We start from the raw sequence: 18,176 nt of genomic DNA, 5'->3' as shown, positions 1-18,176 counted from the left end.
TCATGTATTTCCGATCAATTATTTGAGTTGTGCTTCAGCTTGCCCTTGGACATTTTCAAGTACTGTATCCAGTTCTGCGCCGTTCAAATAATCTTGCATTCCAGTGACCAGGATGTCTTCGATTGCGTATGTGTGAAGGCCATAATTGACTGCTGGAATTTCATCTGTCCATGTGGAGAGGTCTGTGATGAGCTGCTGCCCGCTGAAGAACTCGTCTTCCACTGCGTATGCATCGCCCTCAGCTGCCGGTGAATATGTCCCAAGCGCGCCGATGTCTTTGACCAGTGTTTGATACAAATCAGGATTTGAGCCGAATGTGTTCAATAAGAAGTCTGCTGCTTGTTCCTTGCCGTCCACATTCAGTACGTACCACGAGCTGCCGCCTAGGTTGGATGCGTTGACCGCGCCTTCCATATCCAAGCGTGGCATTGGAACGACTGCCCATTTGCCGGATTGATCAGCTGCTTGCTTGACGCTTGGCGTAATCCAGTTTCCGGTCGGTACGCTGGCTACATCGCCGCTATTGAACGCACCGACAAATTGGCTCCAGTCAGAAACGATTTTCGCGATGTCCGCATCCATCATTTCTTTATATGTTTCAAAGCCTTTTTCAAGAGTTTCGTTTCCTGCAATGTTCGGTGTCGAACCATCTTCTTCGACATACCAAGATCCGTTCGTCTGGATCATCATGCGCACTTGCGCCAAATCGTTCGGATCCAAAGTCAGCATGTTCTTGCCTGTCGCTTCTTTGACGTCTTTCCCGATTTCAATGTATTCCTGCCACGTGATGTCTGTTACGTCTTCGACTGAGTAGCCGGCTTCTTCAAGATAGTCTGTCCGTACATACAGTGCTGCAACGCCAGAGTCGAACGGCAATCCGTATTGCTCGCCGTCAAAGCTCGTCGTTGCGATCTTGTAATCCGCAAAGTCTTCGGAATCGATGACGTCCGTCAATGGATGGAATGCATCCGGATACGCTTGCAGGAAGCTTTGTGCACGGTAGTCTTCGATCAGGACAATGTTCGGCATGCCGTTCGTTGTCCCTGAGCTAAGCCCCGTGTTGAGTTTTTGGATAATATCGTCTTGCGCATTTTCAATGATATTCACTTCGTAATCGCCATCGCCATTGTAAGCTTCTTTTGCATCTTCAAGAGCTGCAATGTTGAAAGCCGGATCCCAAGCCCATGCCGTAATCTCGTCTACGTCAGCTGAACCTTCTGATCCACTGCCACCGCTCGCCTCTTCATCCCCAGAAGAACAAGCTGCTAATGCGGCCATGCTCGCTGCCGCCAAAAACATAAGATTAAATTTCTTCATTTGAAATCCCCCTTTTTGTAAGCGCTTAACTTTTCGCCTTGTAAACAGTATAGCGGCCAAAAAAAAAAGATTGTTAGCACAATCTTTAGGTGTTCTATCCGAAAATTTTTAGATATTTCAATTTTCTCTCTTTTTTCTTGTAGTATTGTTAGGTTCTTGGAATTTCATTGGCTTTTGGCGAACAAATAAATCAGAGTTAGAAAAATAGAATGTTAAAATCGCTTCAGGTGGGCGCTTTCCGCGGACACGGCTTCAGCCGCTTCCCTCGCTTACGCTCAGTCCAGGGTCTTCAGCTCGTGCTATTTCCGCAGGAGTCGCCACCTTCCGCTCTTTCGGATGAACTATTGAATAGATATGTAGCAAAATAGCGCAGACTCCTTGGGGAGCAGAAACGGAGGTGGCTTTCCAACTCCGTTTCGACGAAGTGCTGAAATCCATTCGGGCGTTTAGCCCGAATTAGTTCAGCGCAAGCCCCCAGGAAAGCCAGCTGTTTTGCGGAATATCGCTTATAAAGAAATCTAAAAAATTCATTCAACTTACACCATGACTTTCTGAAGCGGCAATTCCACTTTCACTTTCGTGCCTTCGCCTTTGACGCTTGAGATGTCCACGCCGTATTGTTCACCGTAAAGCATCTGGATGCGTTCATGGACGTTGCGGATGCCGATGCCGCTGAACAGATGGCGTTTTTCCTTGATATCTTCTTTCGTGTGGTCGCCTTTGATTTCCATGCCGTCGCCATTATCGACGATTTCGCACAACAAATTATCGCCTTTTTGGGACACCAGGATTTGCACAAAGCCTTGTTTTTTCTCATTGAACGCATGGAAAAACGCATTTTCGATAAAGGGCTGCAGGATCAATTTCGGCAATTGGCAATCCAGGCAATCCGGTGAAATGAAGAAATTCACTTTGATGCCGTCGCCGTAGCGCGATTGGTTGATCAGCACATAGTTTTTCAAATCCGTTATTTCCTGTTCCACAGTAATCGTCTGTTCGACATTGCTGAGGGCATTTTGCAGCAGCGCAATCAGGGCATGGATCATATCGGTCGCTTGCTCTTTTTTGCCTTGCTGGATCATGAACTTGATCGACGCCAAGGTGTTGTAGATAAAATGCGGGTTGATTTGGTGCTGGAGCGCCATCAATTCGGCACTGCGCTGTTTTTGCTGCGCCTGTATCGCGAGATCCACATATTCCTGCAATTCATTGAGCATCGAGTTGAACGCATTGGCGATTTTCTTCGCTTCGTAGCCGCCTGTTTCAGCGACTGGCACGTTGAAATCGTGTTTCGCCATGGTCGAGATTTGCTTGACCAAACGGCTGATGGAATTGGTCATGCGCCGTGAAATGATGAACACGACAATGACCGCCAGTAACACGATGCCAAGGCTGATCAGCAGGATTTCCCTCGTATTGACGAGGTTGGCGAGCACCGCATCTTTGTCGACGAGATTGACCAAATACATATTATAAGTCGGCAAATATTGCGCCATCAGCATATAATCCTTGCCGAACACTTCGACGTCTTTGTATTCCAGCCCCTCATCGTCCACTTCTTGTGCCAAAGCCATCAATTCGGGCACATCTTGGCCGATCATTGCCTCTTGATTGCCGGAAACGATCTTCCCTTCAGCATCGACCAGCATGACTTCGTTTTCCTCGCTCGTATAGCCTTCGTAAAATTGCTTCAGCTGCGCTTCACGGATCGGGAAATACAAGACGCCGTAAATCTCGCCGGTCGACCGCTCCATCAAGGCTTTCGTTGCGACGATCATCGGCTCATCCGCGAATGACGTGGACGGCAAGTATTGATACAATAGCCGGTTCGGACGGTTAATCGTGTATTGCGAGATCGGGTGATTGCGCAGCGCTTCCCACGACACCGGCCAATTTGTGTAGTTCACATTATACAAGCGCTCGTTGTTGCCGAGCACGATCATATTGGCATCGTACGACTCGACGGTCCGGTAAATGCGCTCGATCTGCTCGCTGATATCGTGATAAGAGCTATAGGTTTCCAAAGTAGTGGCGTTCGTTTGCGTCAGCACCCGTTTGATGGTGCCGTTGTTTTGCACTTCATTCGTCGCCGCCACGATGGCAAAGCTATAGTCTTCGAATTCGGTCTCGATCTGCTCCAAAGCTCTCGTGTTCGAAATGCTGAAGGTGTCCATGAACAGGTCGGATGACATGCGGATCGAACTGAACGTGATCAACAAGGAAACCGCCACGATGCTGATGACCATGATCAGGAACATTTTGATGAACAAGCTGTTATTTCTTAAGATGAGAAAGGCCTTTTTCTTCAGTTTCATGGCGGGCTTGGAGCTCCTTTCGATAGCTGCCTGGAGACATCCCGGTTATGCGCTTAAACACTTTGCAATAATAGCTGTGCTCCGAATAGCCGACCATGCCGCTGATGTTCGAGATGGATACTGTACTGTTTTCCAATAGTTCCATCGATTTTTTGATGCGCACACGGTTCAAGTATTCGCTGAATCCTTCTTTATGGTGCGTACTGAAATAAGACGACAAATACGACGCGTTGAAATGGAAATGGTTGGCGATTTCAGACAACCTCAGCGGCTCGGTGTAATGAAGCTCAATATACTCCAGAATCTTGTCGAGGTTATTGGATTCATTCGCTTTGTCTCCTAGGTGGATGATTTCCTTCACTTCTTCGAGGAAGGCATCGAGCAAACCCAATGCTTCATTGACATCAGCGGCTTCATTGATCGTCGAGAAATAGCTATATTTCTTCTGCTCAAGCTCTTGGGTATCGTATTTCATGGCATCCAATAAGACGACGATGTTGAAGACGATATTGCCCAAAAACGATTTGAACTCGAAACTGTCGTTGTTGTAGCGCCCGGCCAAATACTCGATATGGTTTTCCAAATACGTGAAAGCGGCATTGAACAGCCGGTCCTTGAACATCTCAATGAAGTGATTCAAATCGAAATTTGCTTGTTTTTCATTTTCCAGCGGCAATTCACCGAAGAGGAACAGCTTGTCATCCGGCAAATAAAATTCATATTTCTTCATCTTTGCGCATCCTTCATCATGCGCTTTCTTTAACTCTTCGATGGCATCGACCGGCTCGCACATCATCCATCTGCTTTCTTGCGATTGGGCTGCCTGCTGTTTGATGGCTTGTTTGACGATTTCCAGCTGATGCGGATGAAAATTCAGTACCATCAGCGCATCCGCGTCGCTGGAATTCAAGGCGAGAATCGGCAATTCTTCCAGCATGGAGCGCTCCAACGCCGTTTTCAGCTGGAGCGGATCGACATTTTTGCCGCGGATTGCCAGTATAGCGAAGTAACTGTTCGGTAAAACATCAGATAACCCGTCCCCGTCGATAGGCAAATGATAACCTTGAATCACGCCTTCCAATAACTCTTCTGTGGTCGGTTCCGCCTGCGCCGCCGAAACGCAATGCTGTAGCCCCGGAATGCGGTCCACGACACGGTTCAATATTTTCAACAGCTCAGGCCCATTCAACTTTGGCTTTAAAATATAATCGGCGACGCCGTTCTGGAACATCGACCGCACGTAATCGAAGTCTTCAAAACTGCTCAAGACGATGAATTCAGTGTCGGGAAACTCCGTCTTCCCTTCTTTCACCAAATCGATGCCGTCCATGATCGGCATGACGATGTCCGTAATGACGATATGCGGCGCAAATTCTGCAATCAAGCCCATCGCTTCTTTGCCATTCGAAGCTTCCCCCACAATTTGAAAGCCTTCCTGTTCCCAAGCAATATAATTAATGATCCCCTGTCTGATCAACATCTCGTCGTCAACAATCAGAACTTTGCACGCTTCTCCCATGATTTTTACCCCCATCATATGAAACTCATCGGTCAATTCCGAGCCCTTACACCATCTATTTCTCTGCTTGGCATGCTCGACCCGTCCATCCCCGTGGCAATTCTCTGAATTCTTTTTCTTGTTGATATGTTACCACCTTTTGAGCGGATTGGGATAGTTCCCAGGTTCTGACTTTAGAATCGGAAAACATCTAGACGAATTGTGTCTTGTAGAGTGAGAATTGTGTCATGCACAGGGACGGTTTCATACCCACCTCCACTGGCCACGGGTTTTCCAACGTCCGAATTGTGTCGCGCACAGGGACATTTTCTTTTTTCACTAGAGCTTCCGCTCGCTCTGCTGTAGAATATGGCAAAACTTAACTCGCGTTCAATCCCCGATCAAGCATCCAAAGGAGCGAAATCAGCCATGAAAAAAGCCCAACTGAAAAACAGGATCGCCGCCGCCAACAAACGGAAAAAAGCAGACCTTGTCATTCGCCATGCGTTGATCGTCAATGTCTTCATGAAAACCTTGACGACCGGAGACGTAGCGATCAGCAACGGCGTCATCGTCGGAATCGGCGACTACGAAGGCATCGAGGAAATCGATGCATCCGGCAAGTTCATCGCACCCGGCTTGATCGATGCCCATGTCCACATCGAGTCGTCGATGGTGACACCCCAGCAGTTTTCACAAGTCGTGCTGCCGCACGGCGTGACGACGGTCATCACCGACCCACACGAAATCGCCAATGTCAGCGGAACGGCTGGACTTGAATTCATGTTGAAAGATGCGGAGCAGGCCATGCTCGATATTAAAATGATGCTGCCGTCCTGCGTCCCGGCTACGCCTTTTGAAAACGCAGGCGCCCGGCTGTCCGCTGAAGACTTGATTCCTTTTGTCGGGCGCGATTCGGTGCTCGGCCTGGCGGAAGTCATGGATTTTCCCGCGGTGCTTCAAGGAGACGGGGCGATGCTCGATAAACTTCTGCTGAGCCGGCAGATTGACGGCCACGCAGCAGGCCTTACTGATAATGATATCAATGTCTATGGTACCGCCGGCATTTTGACGGATCATGAATGCGTGACGAAAGAAGAAATGACGGCACGCATTGAACGCGGCCTTTATGTCATGCTGCGCGAAGGCTCGGTCGCAAAAGATCTCCACGCACTTCTTGAAGGCGTGACCGAGCAAAACGCTCAGCGTTGCTTGTTCTGCACCGACGATAAGCATCTCGATGATCTGATCGAAGAAGGCAGCGTCGACCACAACGTCCGGACAGCAATCCGCTACGGAATCAATCCCATCACCGCCATTTCGATGGCGACCTTGAATGCTGCCCAATGTTTCGGGCTGCACCAAAAAGGTGCCATCGCCCCTGGCTACGACGCGGATTTCGCACTGCTCGATAGTTTGGAAGAATTCACGATTACGGAAGTCTATAAAGGCGGGCAGCTGGCAGCGAAAGACGGGCGCTACGCAGGGCCCATGGACACAGACAGTGACAGCTCATCGGTTCGTGAGACAGTACGTATTGCCGAGCTGTCCGCAGACAAGCTACAAATTCCAATGGGCACAAATACGAGCGCACATGTTATCGGCATCAATCCAAACAAATTGATCACCGAGCATTTAATAGAAGACGTGCCAGTCGCTGACGGCATGTTTGTTTCGAATTCGGCAAGCGGCCATTTGAAAATCGCTGTCATCGAACGCCACCGGGCGACCGGCAATATCGGCCTCGGCATTGTCAAAGGGCTAGGCCTCCAAAACGGCGCCATCGCGACAACCGTAGCGCACGACTCGCATAATGTGATTGTGGTCGGGACGAATGACCAAGATATGCTCGCAGCAATCGAAGCGCTTCATCAACTGCAAGGCGGACTCGCCGTCGTCCAAAACGGCCAAGTCTTGGCGAGTTTACCGCTGCCGATAGCCGGATTGATGTCCAACGAACCGTCCACCGCCGTTTACGAGCAGCTGAAAACAATCGATCACAGCCTGCTTCAGATCGGCGCCCCAACGCATTTCAACGCATTCCTGACTTTGTCATTTCTGTCGCTGCCGGTCATTCCTCATTTGAAACTGACCGACCGGGGATTGTTCGATGTCGGGAGTTTCCGGCATATTTCTGTTCCTGTTTCTTCTTCTATCCCTGTGCAAGACACAATTCAAACGCCAGAAAACGACTGAGAGTGTTGATATAGCGGAGTTTGTTTGTTGAACACGCCTGAACTCGCCCTGTGCACCACACAATTTAAGCAGAAAAAACATGAAGACCCTCCGAGAATACGGGGTTCTTCATGTTTTTTTATGTATTCTAGCATTATTTGTAAAACGATTCAGCAGCTTATGGTCTCAACTCGTCAACGATACTTTGCAAACCTGTTAAATTTCCTTTTTTGAGTGTGGAGTAATAATTTATATGCTTTTGTGCTGCATCCAATGCATTTACAAAATACTGCTCCCCATAATCTTTTCGAATGCTTTCTAGCAAAAACCTATTTGTCTCATTATTGAACGCCCGCTTGTATTCCTCCCCACCCATCATTGCTAGAAAAATTGTGATATATGCATGTGCAGATCCCTCGGCCATACCTGAAGTTCGATTAATTTCAACTTTCCCGTTAGTTCTTGTCAGCTGTCCTGAAAATACTTTCTTTGCTATTGGAAACGCTTTTCTGCTCATTTCCATCGTAATTTTCATGAATGCTCCCCCTTTATTCAATTAAAATAATTCAAAACTAGATGTGATATTTTGACTATTATTTTTATTACGTAAATAGTATCATAAATAAGGAACTTAAATACAATTATTAATTAAAATCAGTAATTACTACTTAATTTTTTCCAAAAAAATCATATCTTTAGAGGGAGCGCTTTATATGACCATTACCGCATCTACTTTGATCCAAATTCAATGGGAAGGTTCTTATCAATTAAAAGACTTGCCACATTTGATGAATGACAAAACTGATTATGGGGTTTACCAGGTTTACGGAACTCACCCCGTATATGGAAATGATGTATTACTTTATATAGGAAAAGCTGATTATCAAACATTAGGCAAACGGATTCCCCAGGAAAATTGGTTGTGTACCAACGACTCCAACAACCACAAAATCTATATTGGAAGGCTTCATGGGAGTCAACCTTTGAACGATGAGATTTGGTCAAAATATATTGATTTGGCGGAGCGTCTATTAATTTACTCACATAAGCCCGCCTATAACGCTAGAAGCATTTCCTCTTTACCTGAAAAGGAATTGCAGCTTATACATATCTTGAACTGGGGTGATCATCGATCCTTAATGCCGGAAGTTTCGGGGTTGAGATGGACAAATAAGTTAGACCAGATGGAATATGAAATGTTCAAAGTACAGAATGAAGAAGCTTCTATCTGAAAACACCTCTTCGAACAATTAAAACAAAAATATAAAAAATGCATGAAGAAGATCTCCATTCCGGAGCATTCTTCATGCATTTCTCGTTCGAATTGTGTCATGCACAGGGACGATTCCGCACCCAAACCCACTGCTACCGCCATCCACCTCGCCTGAATTGTGCCTTGCACAGGGACACACTACATTCCCCCACGCCCCGAACTTGTTTTTTCTCCCCCATTTCCTGTATAACTTGAATTATGCTTAATACATCAAGGCGATCTTTTGAACGGAGGAAATCATGGAACAGCTATTGACCATCGAAAAAGTATTGAACAACAATGTCGTGATCGCCCGCCATGATGCCTATAAGGAAGTCGTCTTGATCGGAAATGGCCTTGGCTTCAACCGGAAAAAAGGCGATGTCATTTCGTTTGATCATGCCGATAAGACTTTCCTGTTAAAAGACGAGGCGGAAAAGGAACAATACGTCAACATGATTCCGCATATCGATGAAGACCTCATCGCGTTTATCAATGACCAGCTCTTATACATCGAGGAGCAGATGGGCACTGAGTTGAATGAACATATTCACGTAGCGTTGACGGATCATTTGTCTTTTGCCATCAAGCGCATCCAGCAGAACATGCAGTTTTCGAATTCGTTCCTTTTCGAAATCGAGTCTTTGTATCCGAAAGAATACCAAGTGGCTAAAGGTGTCGTGAAAGCCTTCCAAAATCACATGGGCATTGTGTTTCCGGAAGGCGAAATCGGATTTATCGCGCTTCACATCCACAGTGCCGTGACCGACAAATCCTTGCGCGACATCAACCGTGACCACGCGCTTATTTCGCGCCTGACGGAATTGATTGAAGATGGGTTGAAAGTCGACATCAGCAAAGACAATGTCAATTACCACCGCCTGATCCAGCATCTGCACCGGGCGATCGACCGTATCCATCACGGGGAATCACTGGGCGATGAAAATAAACTTCAAGAGCTATTGAAAGCCGAATACCCCGTGTGCTATAATCTGGCTTGGAAGCTCATTAAAGTAATGCAAAACCAATTAAAAAAGCCTGTCGACGAAGCGGAAGTGCTTTATCTGACGATTCATTTGCAGCGCTTGACCCATACAAACTGATTCATACGTGTTACTGATTCGATCAGGCATGAGTATGAAAAGGTACAACGGTTAATCCAGGGGAATTCTCCCCTTTTTTACCGATGCCTTTTCCGCTCATGCCTTTTTTGTATGCTTTTGCTTCCGCCATATGCGCTCCATCACGTTTGATCCGCATTCATTTTTACCAATAAAGGAGGAAATTTTATGTCTACTAATGTATTCGGCACATTGCAAAAAGTCGGGAAGGCATTGATGCTGCCTGTCGCACTCTTGCCCGCAGCAGGAATTTTGCTGGCATTCGGCACAAGCTTTTCACAAGACACATTTGTGGAAGCGGTACCATTCTTCGGCACCCCTTGGGTCCAGTCATTGCTCTTCATCATGGCTGAAGCCGGCGGTGTAATTTTTGATAATTTACCACTGCTCTTTGCGGTCGGCGTCGCGATCGGCTTAGCCGGCGGTGACGGGGTCGCAGGACTTGCCGCGATCATCGGCTATTTGATCATGAACGTCACGATGAAAGCAATCGGCGGCATCACACCCGAGATGGCCACTTCAGATCCTGCGTACGCCATGGTCCTTGGCATTCCGACCTTACAGACCGGCGTCTTCGGCGGGATCATCGTCGGGATATTAGCCGCGGCGATGTACAATAAATTCTTCAATATCAACTTGCCGCAATTTCTCGGCTTCTTCGCCGGAAAACGCTTTGTTCCGATCATTACCGCATTCTCGGCATTGTTTCTCGGTGTCGCGATGTTCCTCGTCTGGCCTTTCGCACAGAACGGCTTGAACACATTGTCTTATTTCATGCTTGAAACGAACCGCACACTCGCTGCCTTTGTATTCGGCCTGGTGGAACGCTCGTTGATTCCTTTCGGGCTTCACCACATTTTCTATTCGCCGTTCTGGTTTGAGTTCGGCACGTATACGAATGCGGCTGGCGAAATCGTCCGCGGCGACCAGCGCATCTTCTTTGAACAGCTGCAGGACGGCGTTGAATTCACAGCCGGCACGTTCATGACAGGGAAATTCCCGTTCATGATGTTCGGCCTTCCAGCAGCGGCACTTGCGATCTACCACTGTGCACGCCCTGAACGCAAGAAAGTCGTCGGCGGCATCATGGCTTCTGCTGCCTTGACTTCATTTTTGACAGGGATCACTGAACCGCTTGAATTTGCATTCCTTTTCGTAGCACCAGTGTTGTTCGGGATCCACGCAGTATTCGCTGGACTCTCGTTCATGATCATGCACATTCTTGATGTTAAAATCGGCATGACCTTCTCCGGCGGCCTCATCGACTTCCTATTGTTCGGCGTCATGCCGGGCAGAACGGAATGGTTCTGGGTTATCGTCGTCGGATTGTTCTTCGCAGTCATTTACTATTTCGGCTTCCGCTTCGCCATCACGAAATTCAATTTGATGACGCCAGGGCGTGAAGACGAAGAAGCAGACGAAGATGGCGATTCAGCCGTTGCCGGTGAATTGCCATACGAAATCCTGCAAGCGATGGGCGGACAGCAAAACATCACCCACCTTGATGCCTGCATCACCCGCCTGCGCGTCAGTGTTGAAGACAAGAGCGCAGTCGATAAGAATAAATTGAAGAAACTCGGTGCTTCCGGTGTCATGGAAGTCGGCAATAACATCCAAGCGATTTTTGGGCCGGTTTCCGACAACCTGCGTGGGCAAATGCAAGACATCATGAACGGCAAAACGCCGCGCACGAAACAAGATGTATCCCAGATCATCGACCAAGCGAAAGACGCGGGAAATGCACCGGTACGCCTCGGCACCATTGATTTCGGAATTCCGATCACAGGCGATATCCTGCCGATCACCGATGTGCCTGACCAAGTCTTTTCCGGCAGAATGGTCGGCGACGGCTTTGCGATCAAACCGTCTGAAGGCAAAGTATTCTCGCCAGTGAACGGTGAAGTCGTCACCTTGTTCCCGACGAAACACGCCATCGGGTTAAAAGCGGATGACGGCACTGAAATGCTGATCCATATCGGCATCGATACCGTCCATCTGAAAGGCGAAGGATTCACTGCCCATGTTGAGCAAGGCGACCTTGTCGAACAAGGACAATTATTGATGGAAATGGACCTCGCCTATATCAGCGAACACGCTCCGTCCATCATCACGCCGGTTGTCTTCACGAGCCTCCAAGAAGGACAGCAAGTGAACATCAAAACATCCGGCCGAGTAGCTGCGAATACGAAAGACTTGATTGAAATTACTGGGGGGAATGAAGAAGTGTAAAAGCTCCTTTCTTACCAGCTTCAAACCCGGACCCGCGCGAATCGCTTCGCTTAGGTCCGGGTTTTCTGTAAAATAGTTATTCTTGGAGGAATGAACCGATGAAACTACTGACTTTGAATTGCCACGCTTGGCACGAAGAAAACCAGCTGGAGAAAATCCGCCACTTGGCACAAGCCATTGCCGAAAAGGAGTATGACGTCATCGCCTTGCAGGAAGTCAACCAGTCGATCGACGATGAACCAGAACATGTCGTCAAGCACGACAATTACGCACGGGTCCTGCTTCAGGAGCTGGAGCAACTCGGCGTGACAGGCTATTCGATGGTATGGGATTTCTCCCACCTCGTCTACGGACGCTACGAAGAAGGGCTGGTGATCTTGACGCGCCACCCGGTCATCGAGGAGGATAGCTTCTTCGTCAGCCAAAGCACCGACAAGCATTCGCCGAAAACGCGGAAGATTGTCGGCGCAATGATCCATTACAAAGGCCAGCCCTTCACGTTCTATTCCTGCCACACCGGCTGGTGGCACGATGCGGAAGAGCCGTTCCAATTCCAGGCCGACCAGCTGCTTGGGCAAATGAAAACAGAAGCCCCTGCTTTTTTGATGGGCGACTTCAATAACGACGCCTCGCTCGAACAACAAGGCTATGCCTACTTATTGGAAAATGGGTTGCACGACACCTACACACTGGCCGAGGAAAAAGATGCCGGCATCACCGTCCAAGGCAAAATCACCGGCTGGAGTGACAACAAGCAAGACTTGCGCATCGACTTGATCCTCTCCACCGAACCCGTCACCGTCAAATCGTCGAAAGTCATCTTCAACGGCGAGCACAAGCCGCTGGTGTCGGATCATTTCGGTGTGGAAGTTCAGTTGGAAATGAATTAGCGAAGAGTCAGCTGAGCAAATTCATTTGCGACGCATTTACGCAGTAAATGTGGGAGCAATGATTTTATGTGATGCTCGAACACAAATAACTAGACAAATAAAACCGCTTTCCCCTAGATATACTGGACGGGAAAAGCGGTTTTTTCGTTGACTATTTTTCATTAAAGCAACAGCTTCGTCACTTGCCGGGAGATCTCGTGCGTGTTAATCGGGGACTCTATTTGGCCTTTGTGCACGCAGCGAATAAATTCGTCGAGTTCGTAATACATCGTATCGAACTCGTGCGGGACGGAAATGTCTTCGGTTGTGCCGTCGCGGTATTTAATCAGCACATGTTTCGGGTCGCTGATTCTGTCGATTTCGATGACGCCGTTTTCGCCTTGGATTTCACTCGGCAAATACGAATCCGAAATCTTCGAGTACATGACGATCGCTTCGCATTCGCCGTAATCGAGAATCATGCTGCCTTGCCCTTCCGCACCGGTCGATAACAGGTAGCGGTTGCGCAATACGGCATCCGGCTCCCCCGCCAAATGGACGAGCGGCGCCAAGCCGTAAACGCCGAGATCCGTTTTTGCGCCGTTGCCGAGTTCCGGCTTGAACGCGTTCTCGACGATGCCTTCTTTATATTTATCATAGCGGGACGAATACTGGTTGTAATGGAATACGTAGCGGCGGACCGGGCCGATTTTGTGCAGCTCTTCTTTCAACCGCAGGAAAGTCGGTGTCACGGTCGATTTCATCGCTTCCATATAAGTCATGCCGGTTTCTTTCGATGCCGTAATGACTCTGTCCATCTCGTCCAGGCTGACAACGGCGGGCTTTTCACAGAGCACATGCACGCCGTGTTGCATCGCGAGCAGGCTTTGTTCAGCGTGAAACGCATTCGGCGAAGCGATATAGACCGCATCAATATCGCCTTCTTCGAACATTTTCTTCATGTCCGTATAGACCGCCTCCACCGCGTATTTCTCCGCAAACGCGCGGCCGGTCTCTTCCGTCCTTGAATACACGGCGCCGATGCGGAAATCAGGATGCTGCTTAGCTGCTTTGATGAATCGATCGGTGATCCAATTCGTTCCAATGATTCCGAAATTCATGATCTATTCCCTCTTCTCTTTATGTACTAGAGTTCAAGCATAATGCAATCACGCCGATGTGTCACATAACATCAAATCTATCCGATGTCTGGAATGAATGTTTCACTTTACTTTTATTTCAAGATAATGAAATTCAGAACTTCACGAACTTGTGTGAACAACTGCAAAATATCTTTAGTCCTCAAAACCCATTGGATACGCTTTCACTCCCGATTATCTTATCAACTATCTATCGGTTTGCTATAAATAAATAGAAATATTAGTTTTTTCGAAATATTAACTTTAATTTTCGTCAAAAGATGCTATCATGTGTATACGATATATCACTGACACCAGGAGGACGACGCATATGATTACATTTTTCGCAGCACTTGCACTCTTAATATTGGGATACGTTTTTTATTCAAAATTTATCGAAAAGGTATTCGGCGTCGACGATACAACTCCAACACCCGCATACGCGCAGGCCGATAACATCGACTATGTGCCGATGAGCTGGTGGAAAGGCAATTTGATCCAACTCTTGAACATCGCAGGCCTCGGCCCGATCTACGGCGCTGTAGCTGGTGCATTATACGGGCCCGTCGCTTTCATCTGGATCGTCGTCGGCTGCATCTTCGCTGGCGGCGTCCATGATTACTTCTCCGGCATGATGTCGATGCGCCACGGCGGAGCGCAATTCCCGACGCTGGTCGGGCGTTACCTCGGAAAGAACGCAAAAGTCTTCATCAACGGTTTGTCGCTTGTGTTGATGCTGCTCGTTGCAGCTGCCTTCACGGCTGGCCCCGCTCAATTGATCGCCCAAATCACGCCGATCTCGTTTATCTGGGCGCTTGCACTTATTTTTGCTTACTTCGTTCTCGCGACAATCTTGCCGATCAACCGCATCATTGGCCGCATCTACCCGCTACTCGGCGGCATCCTGTTGTTCATGGCCATCGCAGTAGCCGTAGCACTCGTGTTCTCCGGCAAACCGATGCCGAACCTAACGTTCAGCAACTTGCACCCAGGCGAATTGCCGATCTGGCCGCTCCTTATGGTTACCGTCTCTTGCGGCGCGATCTCCGGCTTCCATAGCACGCAAAGCCCGATTATTGCCCGCACGATGAAAAAAGAAACCGACGGCCGTAAAATTTTCTACGGAGCCATGGTCATTGAAGGCGTTATCGCTTTGATCTGGGCGGCAGCTGGCATGACTTTCTTCAACGGCACAGAAGGACTCGGCGCAGCACTCGCAGCAGGCGGCCCTTCTGGCGTCGTCAATGACATCTCGATCTCGCTTCTTGGAACTTTGGGCGGCATCCTCGCAATCTTCGGCGTCATCATCTTGCCGATCACAACGGGCGATACCGCGCTTCGCTCATCGCGCATGATCTTGGCTGATTTATTGTCGAAGTTCACCAAAACTGACGGCACCTTGCGTATCTTGTTGATCACCGTCCCACTCGCCATCCCGACGTTCTACATGGCAACGATCGACTACACCTTCTTGTGGCGCTACGTTGGCTGGACCAACCAAGTGGTTGCAACCTTCATGCTGTGGACAGCGACGATGTATTTGCTCAAGAACTACAAAATGCACTGGATCAGCGGCGTGCCGGCCATGTTCATGACAGGCGTCGTCTCCATGTACATCTTCTATGCACCAGAAGGCTTGAACATGGAATACCACATCGCCGCCATGATCGGCTCGGTCATCACCTTGGCTGTCGCTCTCTGGTATATCGCGCAGATCATGAAGTATCGCGCTGCGAAGCAAGTGGATTCGGAATATGAAGCGGTTTAAATGAAAAAGATGAGCTCTGGCAGGTTTGCCGGGGCTCATCTTTTTGGCTTACTCCAGATTTTCGATGGCGTAGTCAGCTTCCTCTTGTGTAAACTGGCCGCCATAATCCGAAGTCAATTGATCGCGAATAGCTTCTTTGGACATGCTCATGCTTTCTTGATACGTCTTGGCCGATTCCAAAGCGTTCACTTTCCAATCAGCATCCACATTGTCGATCGCGTATTGTGCAGCGTCTTCTGGGAACTGGCCGCCGTATTCAGAAGTCAATTGCTCGAATAGGTCGGCTTTCGACATATGCATGGTATCTGAGTAGGTTTGTGCTTGATTCAATGCAGATTCAAATTCCGTCGATACTTCCGGCTCAGCTGGTTCTTCTTCAACCGGTTCTTTCGTTTCAGCAGCTTCTTCCGTTTCAGCTGGTTCCTCAGCTTCTTCCGTAGAAGTTTCTTCTGTGGCGGTTTCTTCTGTTGCCGGAGCTGTTTCTGTCGTGCCTTCGGTTTCAGTGGAATCTTCTCCACCACCAACTAAAGCAACCAGTATCGCCATTAATACAAATAGGCCAATGATTCCGAGACAGCCAATCTTAAATACTTTTTTCATGATGAATCCCCCTTTAATTTCGAATGAAGTTCACTCATTATTTTTTTTCTTCTTTCCTCGAGCCTCATAATCCCGCTCAATTTCCTTTTTCCATTCACGGTCAATCTTCTTGCCGGTCCGGAACGAACTGACCGCTTCGCTCACCACTTGATAATTCAATTCCGTCCCTTCCGCATCCGCATGGTAATCCACCGCAAAATCTTCGTCGACTCCGAATTTTTTTGCCGTCGCGGCCGCGTCGATATTTGCACCGAGGAATATGAATTCCCAGCCTGCCGTCTTTTTCGAGGAGATCATTTCATGGATTTTCTTGTACGTGTATTCACAGCTGGAGTTTTCCAGGCCATCTGTTGTAATGACAAACATTACCCTGTCGGCTTGATGCTTTTTCAATGTCCCGTTTTGCGCATTACTGATCTTTTGGATTGTCGAGCCGACCGCATCGAGCAAAGCCGTCATGCCGCCTACTTGATAATCGCTATCGGTCATCAGCGAAATGCCTTCGAGCGAAATCCGGTCGTGAAGCAGCTCGTATTCGTGATTGAACAGCACCGTTGTCACGCGGACCTCACCCGGGAGCTTTCGCTGCTTGTCGATCAAGGCATTAAAGCCACCGATCGTATCCTTTTCAAGACCTGCCATCGAGCCGCTTTTATCAAGAATAAACACCAATTCCGTCGTTTCATTTTTCATCTTCGTTTCCTCCTTTAGGTTATTTGCTACCCCAAGGATACGATTTTTGCATAGAAAAAAGGTCGCTTCGAAAGCGACCTTTTACGAACCAAGAAGCGCTTCGTCAAATGCAAACAAGGCTTCGTTGATTTCAAATATATTGTATTGTTCCCGCTCGATGAAATAGCGGACGATCAAGTCGAATTTGTGGCTGTTCGACAAGCGGTAGCCCGCTGTCCCGAGCAGTTCTTCCGTCTCATCGAGATCCAGTTCGAGCGCGACCGCAAATGCCAGGATGGTCTTTTTCTTCGGCGTGTAGCCAGGAGAATTCCTGATTTTGGAAAACAGCTTTTTGTCGAGATTCGCCTTTTTATAAGTCTCGGCATCGGTCATGCCTCGGTCGTCAATAAACCTGAACAGCCGCTGCGAGAAGGATTCGTCCAAGTCTTCCAGCAGCTCTTCGAGGCTTGCTTGCGGTTCCAGCGTTTCTTTCGGTTCGTACATCGGAATTTCCAGTGGCCGATGGTCGCGGTAACGGACAGCCCGTTCTTCCAAAACCGCCGCTTCTTGTTCTTCGATGAACGTTTCAATCGATGCGTAAAGCTTCTGGCTGATGCCGAACGACTGCTTGTCCAAGACGACCAGATAGACATCCATATCGTGCTCGTTCAGAAATTCATCGATTTCTTCCGTCGCCACTCGCAACGCTGGTTCTTTCGGATAACCGAAGATACCGGTCGAGATAAGCGGAAACGCGATCGACTCACAGCCAAGCTCGATGGCAAGTTCCAGCGAGTTGCGGTAGCAATTGCGCAGCAACATTTCCTCGTTTCGCCCGCCGCCTTCCCATACCGGTCCAACCGTATGGATGATGTACTTTGACTCGAGTTCAAAGCCGTTGGTATGCACCGCTTCCCCGACCGCACAATGGCCGACCCGGTCGCACGCTTCCTGCAACTCTTTCGGCCCCGCTGCCCGGAAAATCGCCCCGCACACGCCGCCGCCCATCTTCAGGCTGGAGTTTGCGGCATTGACAATGGCGTCTGTTGTCATTTTGGTAATATCGTTGCGCACGATTTGCAGTGGCATGGGCTCATCCCTTTCTGTTTCTTGTCTCTTTTCATTCTACCATCCGGTGTGTCCCTGTGCGCCACACAATTTCGGCACCCTCGATTCGCTGGAAAGTCAGGCAGAGCAAGGGTTTTCGTGTTCTGTGATCGG

General features: G+C 48.6%; 14 protein-coding genes. 6 read left to right on the top strand and 8 right to left on the bottom strand.

Annotated elements, in window-relative coordinates:
* Window positions 1–18 precede the first annotated feature (18 nt).
* The 3 genes from M1Q06_RS03765 to M1Q06_RS03755 form a co-directional block, all read right to left on the bottom strand.
* On the bottom strand, window positions 19–1,317 hold the full coding sequence (locus M1Q06_RS03765) for an ABC transporter substrate-binding protein (protein ID WP_434401701.1): 1,299 nt from the start codon (window positions 1,315–1,317) through the stop codon (window positions 19–21).
* A 536-nt stretch (window positions 1,318–1,853) separates the two neighbouring features.
* Window positions 1,854–3,632 carry a sensor histidine kinase gene (locus tag M1Q06_RS03760; protein ID WP_434401699.1) on the bottom strand — a complete coding sequence of 593 codons (1,779 nt, stop codon included), beginning with the start codon at window positions 3,630–3,632 and terminating at the stop codon, window positions 1,854–1,856.
* Window positions 3,592–5,169: a response regulator transcription factor gene (locus M1Q06_RS03755; protein ID WP_434401697.1), complete on the bottom strand. Its 1,578-nt coding sequence runs from the start codon at window positions 5,167–5,169 to the stop codon at window positions 3,592–3,594. The genes M1Q06_RS03760 and M1Q06_RS03755 overlap by 41 nt, the downstream gene beginning before the upstream one ends.
* A 390-nt stretch (window positions 5,170–5,559) precedes the next feature.
* Between M1Q06_RS03755 and ade the strand changes: the two genes are divergently transcribed.
* Entirely contained in the window at window positions 5,560–7,326 is a 1,767-nt protein-coding gene (gene ade / locus M1Q06_RS03750; RefSeq protein ID WP_434401694.1) for an adenine deaminase, read from the top strand.
* A 157-nt stretch (window positions 7,327–7,483) separates the two neighbouring features.
* Here ade and M1Q06_RS03745 read toward each other — a convergent pair whose 3' ends face one another.
* Window positions 7,484–7,840: a hypothetical protein gene (locus tag M1Q06_RS03745; protein WP_434401692.1), complete on the bottom strand. Its 357-nt coding sequence runs from the start codon at window positions 7,838–7,840 to the stop codon at window positions 7,484–7,486.
* 178 nt (window positions 7,841–8,018) lie between these two features.
* Between M1Q06_RS03745 and M1Q06_RS03740 the strand changes: the two genes are divergently transcribed.
* The 4 genes from M1Q06_RS03740 to M1Q06_RS03725 all read left to right on the top strand — a co-directional run bounded on the left by M1Q06_RS03740 (window position 8,019) and on the right by M1Q06_RS03725 (window position 12,797).
* Window positions 8,019–8,537, top strand: a complete 519-nt coding sequence (locus M1Q06_RS03740; protein ID WP_434401690.1) for a hypothetical protein — start codon at window positions 8,019–8,021, stop codon at window positions 8,535–8,537.
* 280 nt (window positions 8,538–8,817) lie between these two features.
* Window positions 8,818–9,660 carry a glucose PTS transporter transcription antiterminator GlcT gene (gene glcT / locus M1Q06_RS03735; protein ID WP_121300433.1) on the top strand — a complete coding sequence of 281 codons (843 nt, stop codon included), beginning with the start codon at window positions 8,818–8,820 and terminating at the stop codon, window positions 9,658–9,660.
* A 186-nt stretch (window positions 9,661–9,846) separates the two neighbouring features.
* The gene (ptsG, locus tag M1Q06_RS03730) at window positions 9,847–11,907 is read left to right on the top strand and encodes a glucose-specific PTS transporter subunit IIBC (protein ID WP_434401688.1); all 2,061 of its coding nucleotides are present in this window, start codon (window positions 9,847–9,849) and stop codon (window positions 11,905–11,907) included.
* 98 nt (window positions 11,908–12,005) lie between these two features.
* A complete protein-coding gene (locus M1Q06_RS03725; protein WP_434401686.1) occupies window positions 12,006–12,797 on the top strand; it encodes an endonuclease/exonuclease/phosphatase family protein in 792 nt (263 codons plus the stop codon).
* Window positions 12,798–12,958: 161 nt separating this feature from the next.
* Here the strand turns inward: M1Q06_RS03725 and M1Q06_RS03720 are convergent, their stop codons facing one another.
* The gene (locus M1Q06_RS03720; protein ID WP_434401684.1) at window positions 12,959–13,897 is read right to left on the bottom strand and encodes a Gfo/Idh/MocA family protein; all 939 of its coding nucleotides are present in this window, start codon (window positions 13,895–13,897) and stop codon (window positions 12,959–12,961) included.
* A gap of 349 nt (window positions 13,898–14,246) precedes the next feature.
* Between M1Q06_RS03720 and M1Q06_RS03715 the strand changes: the two genes are divergently transcribed.
* Window positions 14,247–15,683 (top strand): carbon starvation CstA family protein, encoded by a 1,437-nt coding sequence (locus tag M1Q06_RS03715; protein ID WP_434401682.1) that lies wholly within the window; start codon window positions 14,247–14,249, stop codon window positions 15,681–15,683.
* Window positions 15,684–15,731: 48 nt separating this feature from the next.
* Here M1Q06_RS03715 and M1Q06_RS03710 read toward each other — a convergent pair whose 3' ends face one another.
* The 3 genes from M1Q06_RS03710 to M1Q06_RS03700 form a co-directional block, all read right to left on the bottom strand.
* Window positions 15,732–16,283 carry an Ltp family lipoprotein gene (locus M1Q06_RS03710; protein WP_434401680.1) on the bottom strand — a complete coding sequence of 184 codons (552 nt, stop codon included), beginning with the start codon at window positions 16,281–16,283 and terminating at the stop codon, window positions 15,732–15,734.
* 30 nt (window positions 16,284–16,313) lie between these two features.
* The gene (locus M1Q06_RS03705) at window positions 16,314–16,976 is read right to left on the bottom strand and encodes a vWA domain-containing protein (protein ID WP_434401678.1); all 663 of its coding nucleotides are present in this window, start codon (window positions 16,974–16,976) and stop codon (window positions 16,314–16,316) included.
* An 81-nt stretch (window positions 16,977–17,057) separates the two neighbouring features.
* Window positions 17,058–18,044 carry a macro domain-containing protein gene (locus M1Q06_RS03700; protein ID WP_274842186.1) on the bottom strand — a complete coding sequence of 329 codons (987 nt, stop codon included), beginning with the start codon at window positions 18,042–18,044 and terminating at the stop codon, window positions 17,058–17,060.
* Window positions 18,045–18,176 lie beyond the last annotated feature (132 nt).

The organism is Planococcus sp. 11815 (assembly GCF_051096385.1).
GTDB lineage: Bacteria > Bacillota > Bacilli > Bacillales_A > Planococcaceae > Planococcus > Planococcus citreus.
The sequence above is the reverse complement of the archived record's forward strand: the minus strand, read 5'-3'. Positions and strand labels throughout refer to the sequence as shown.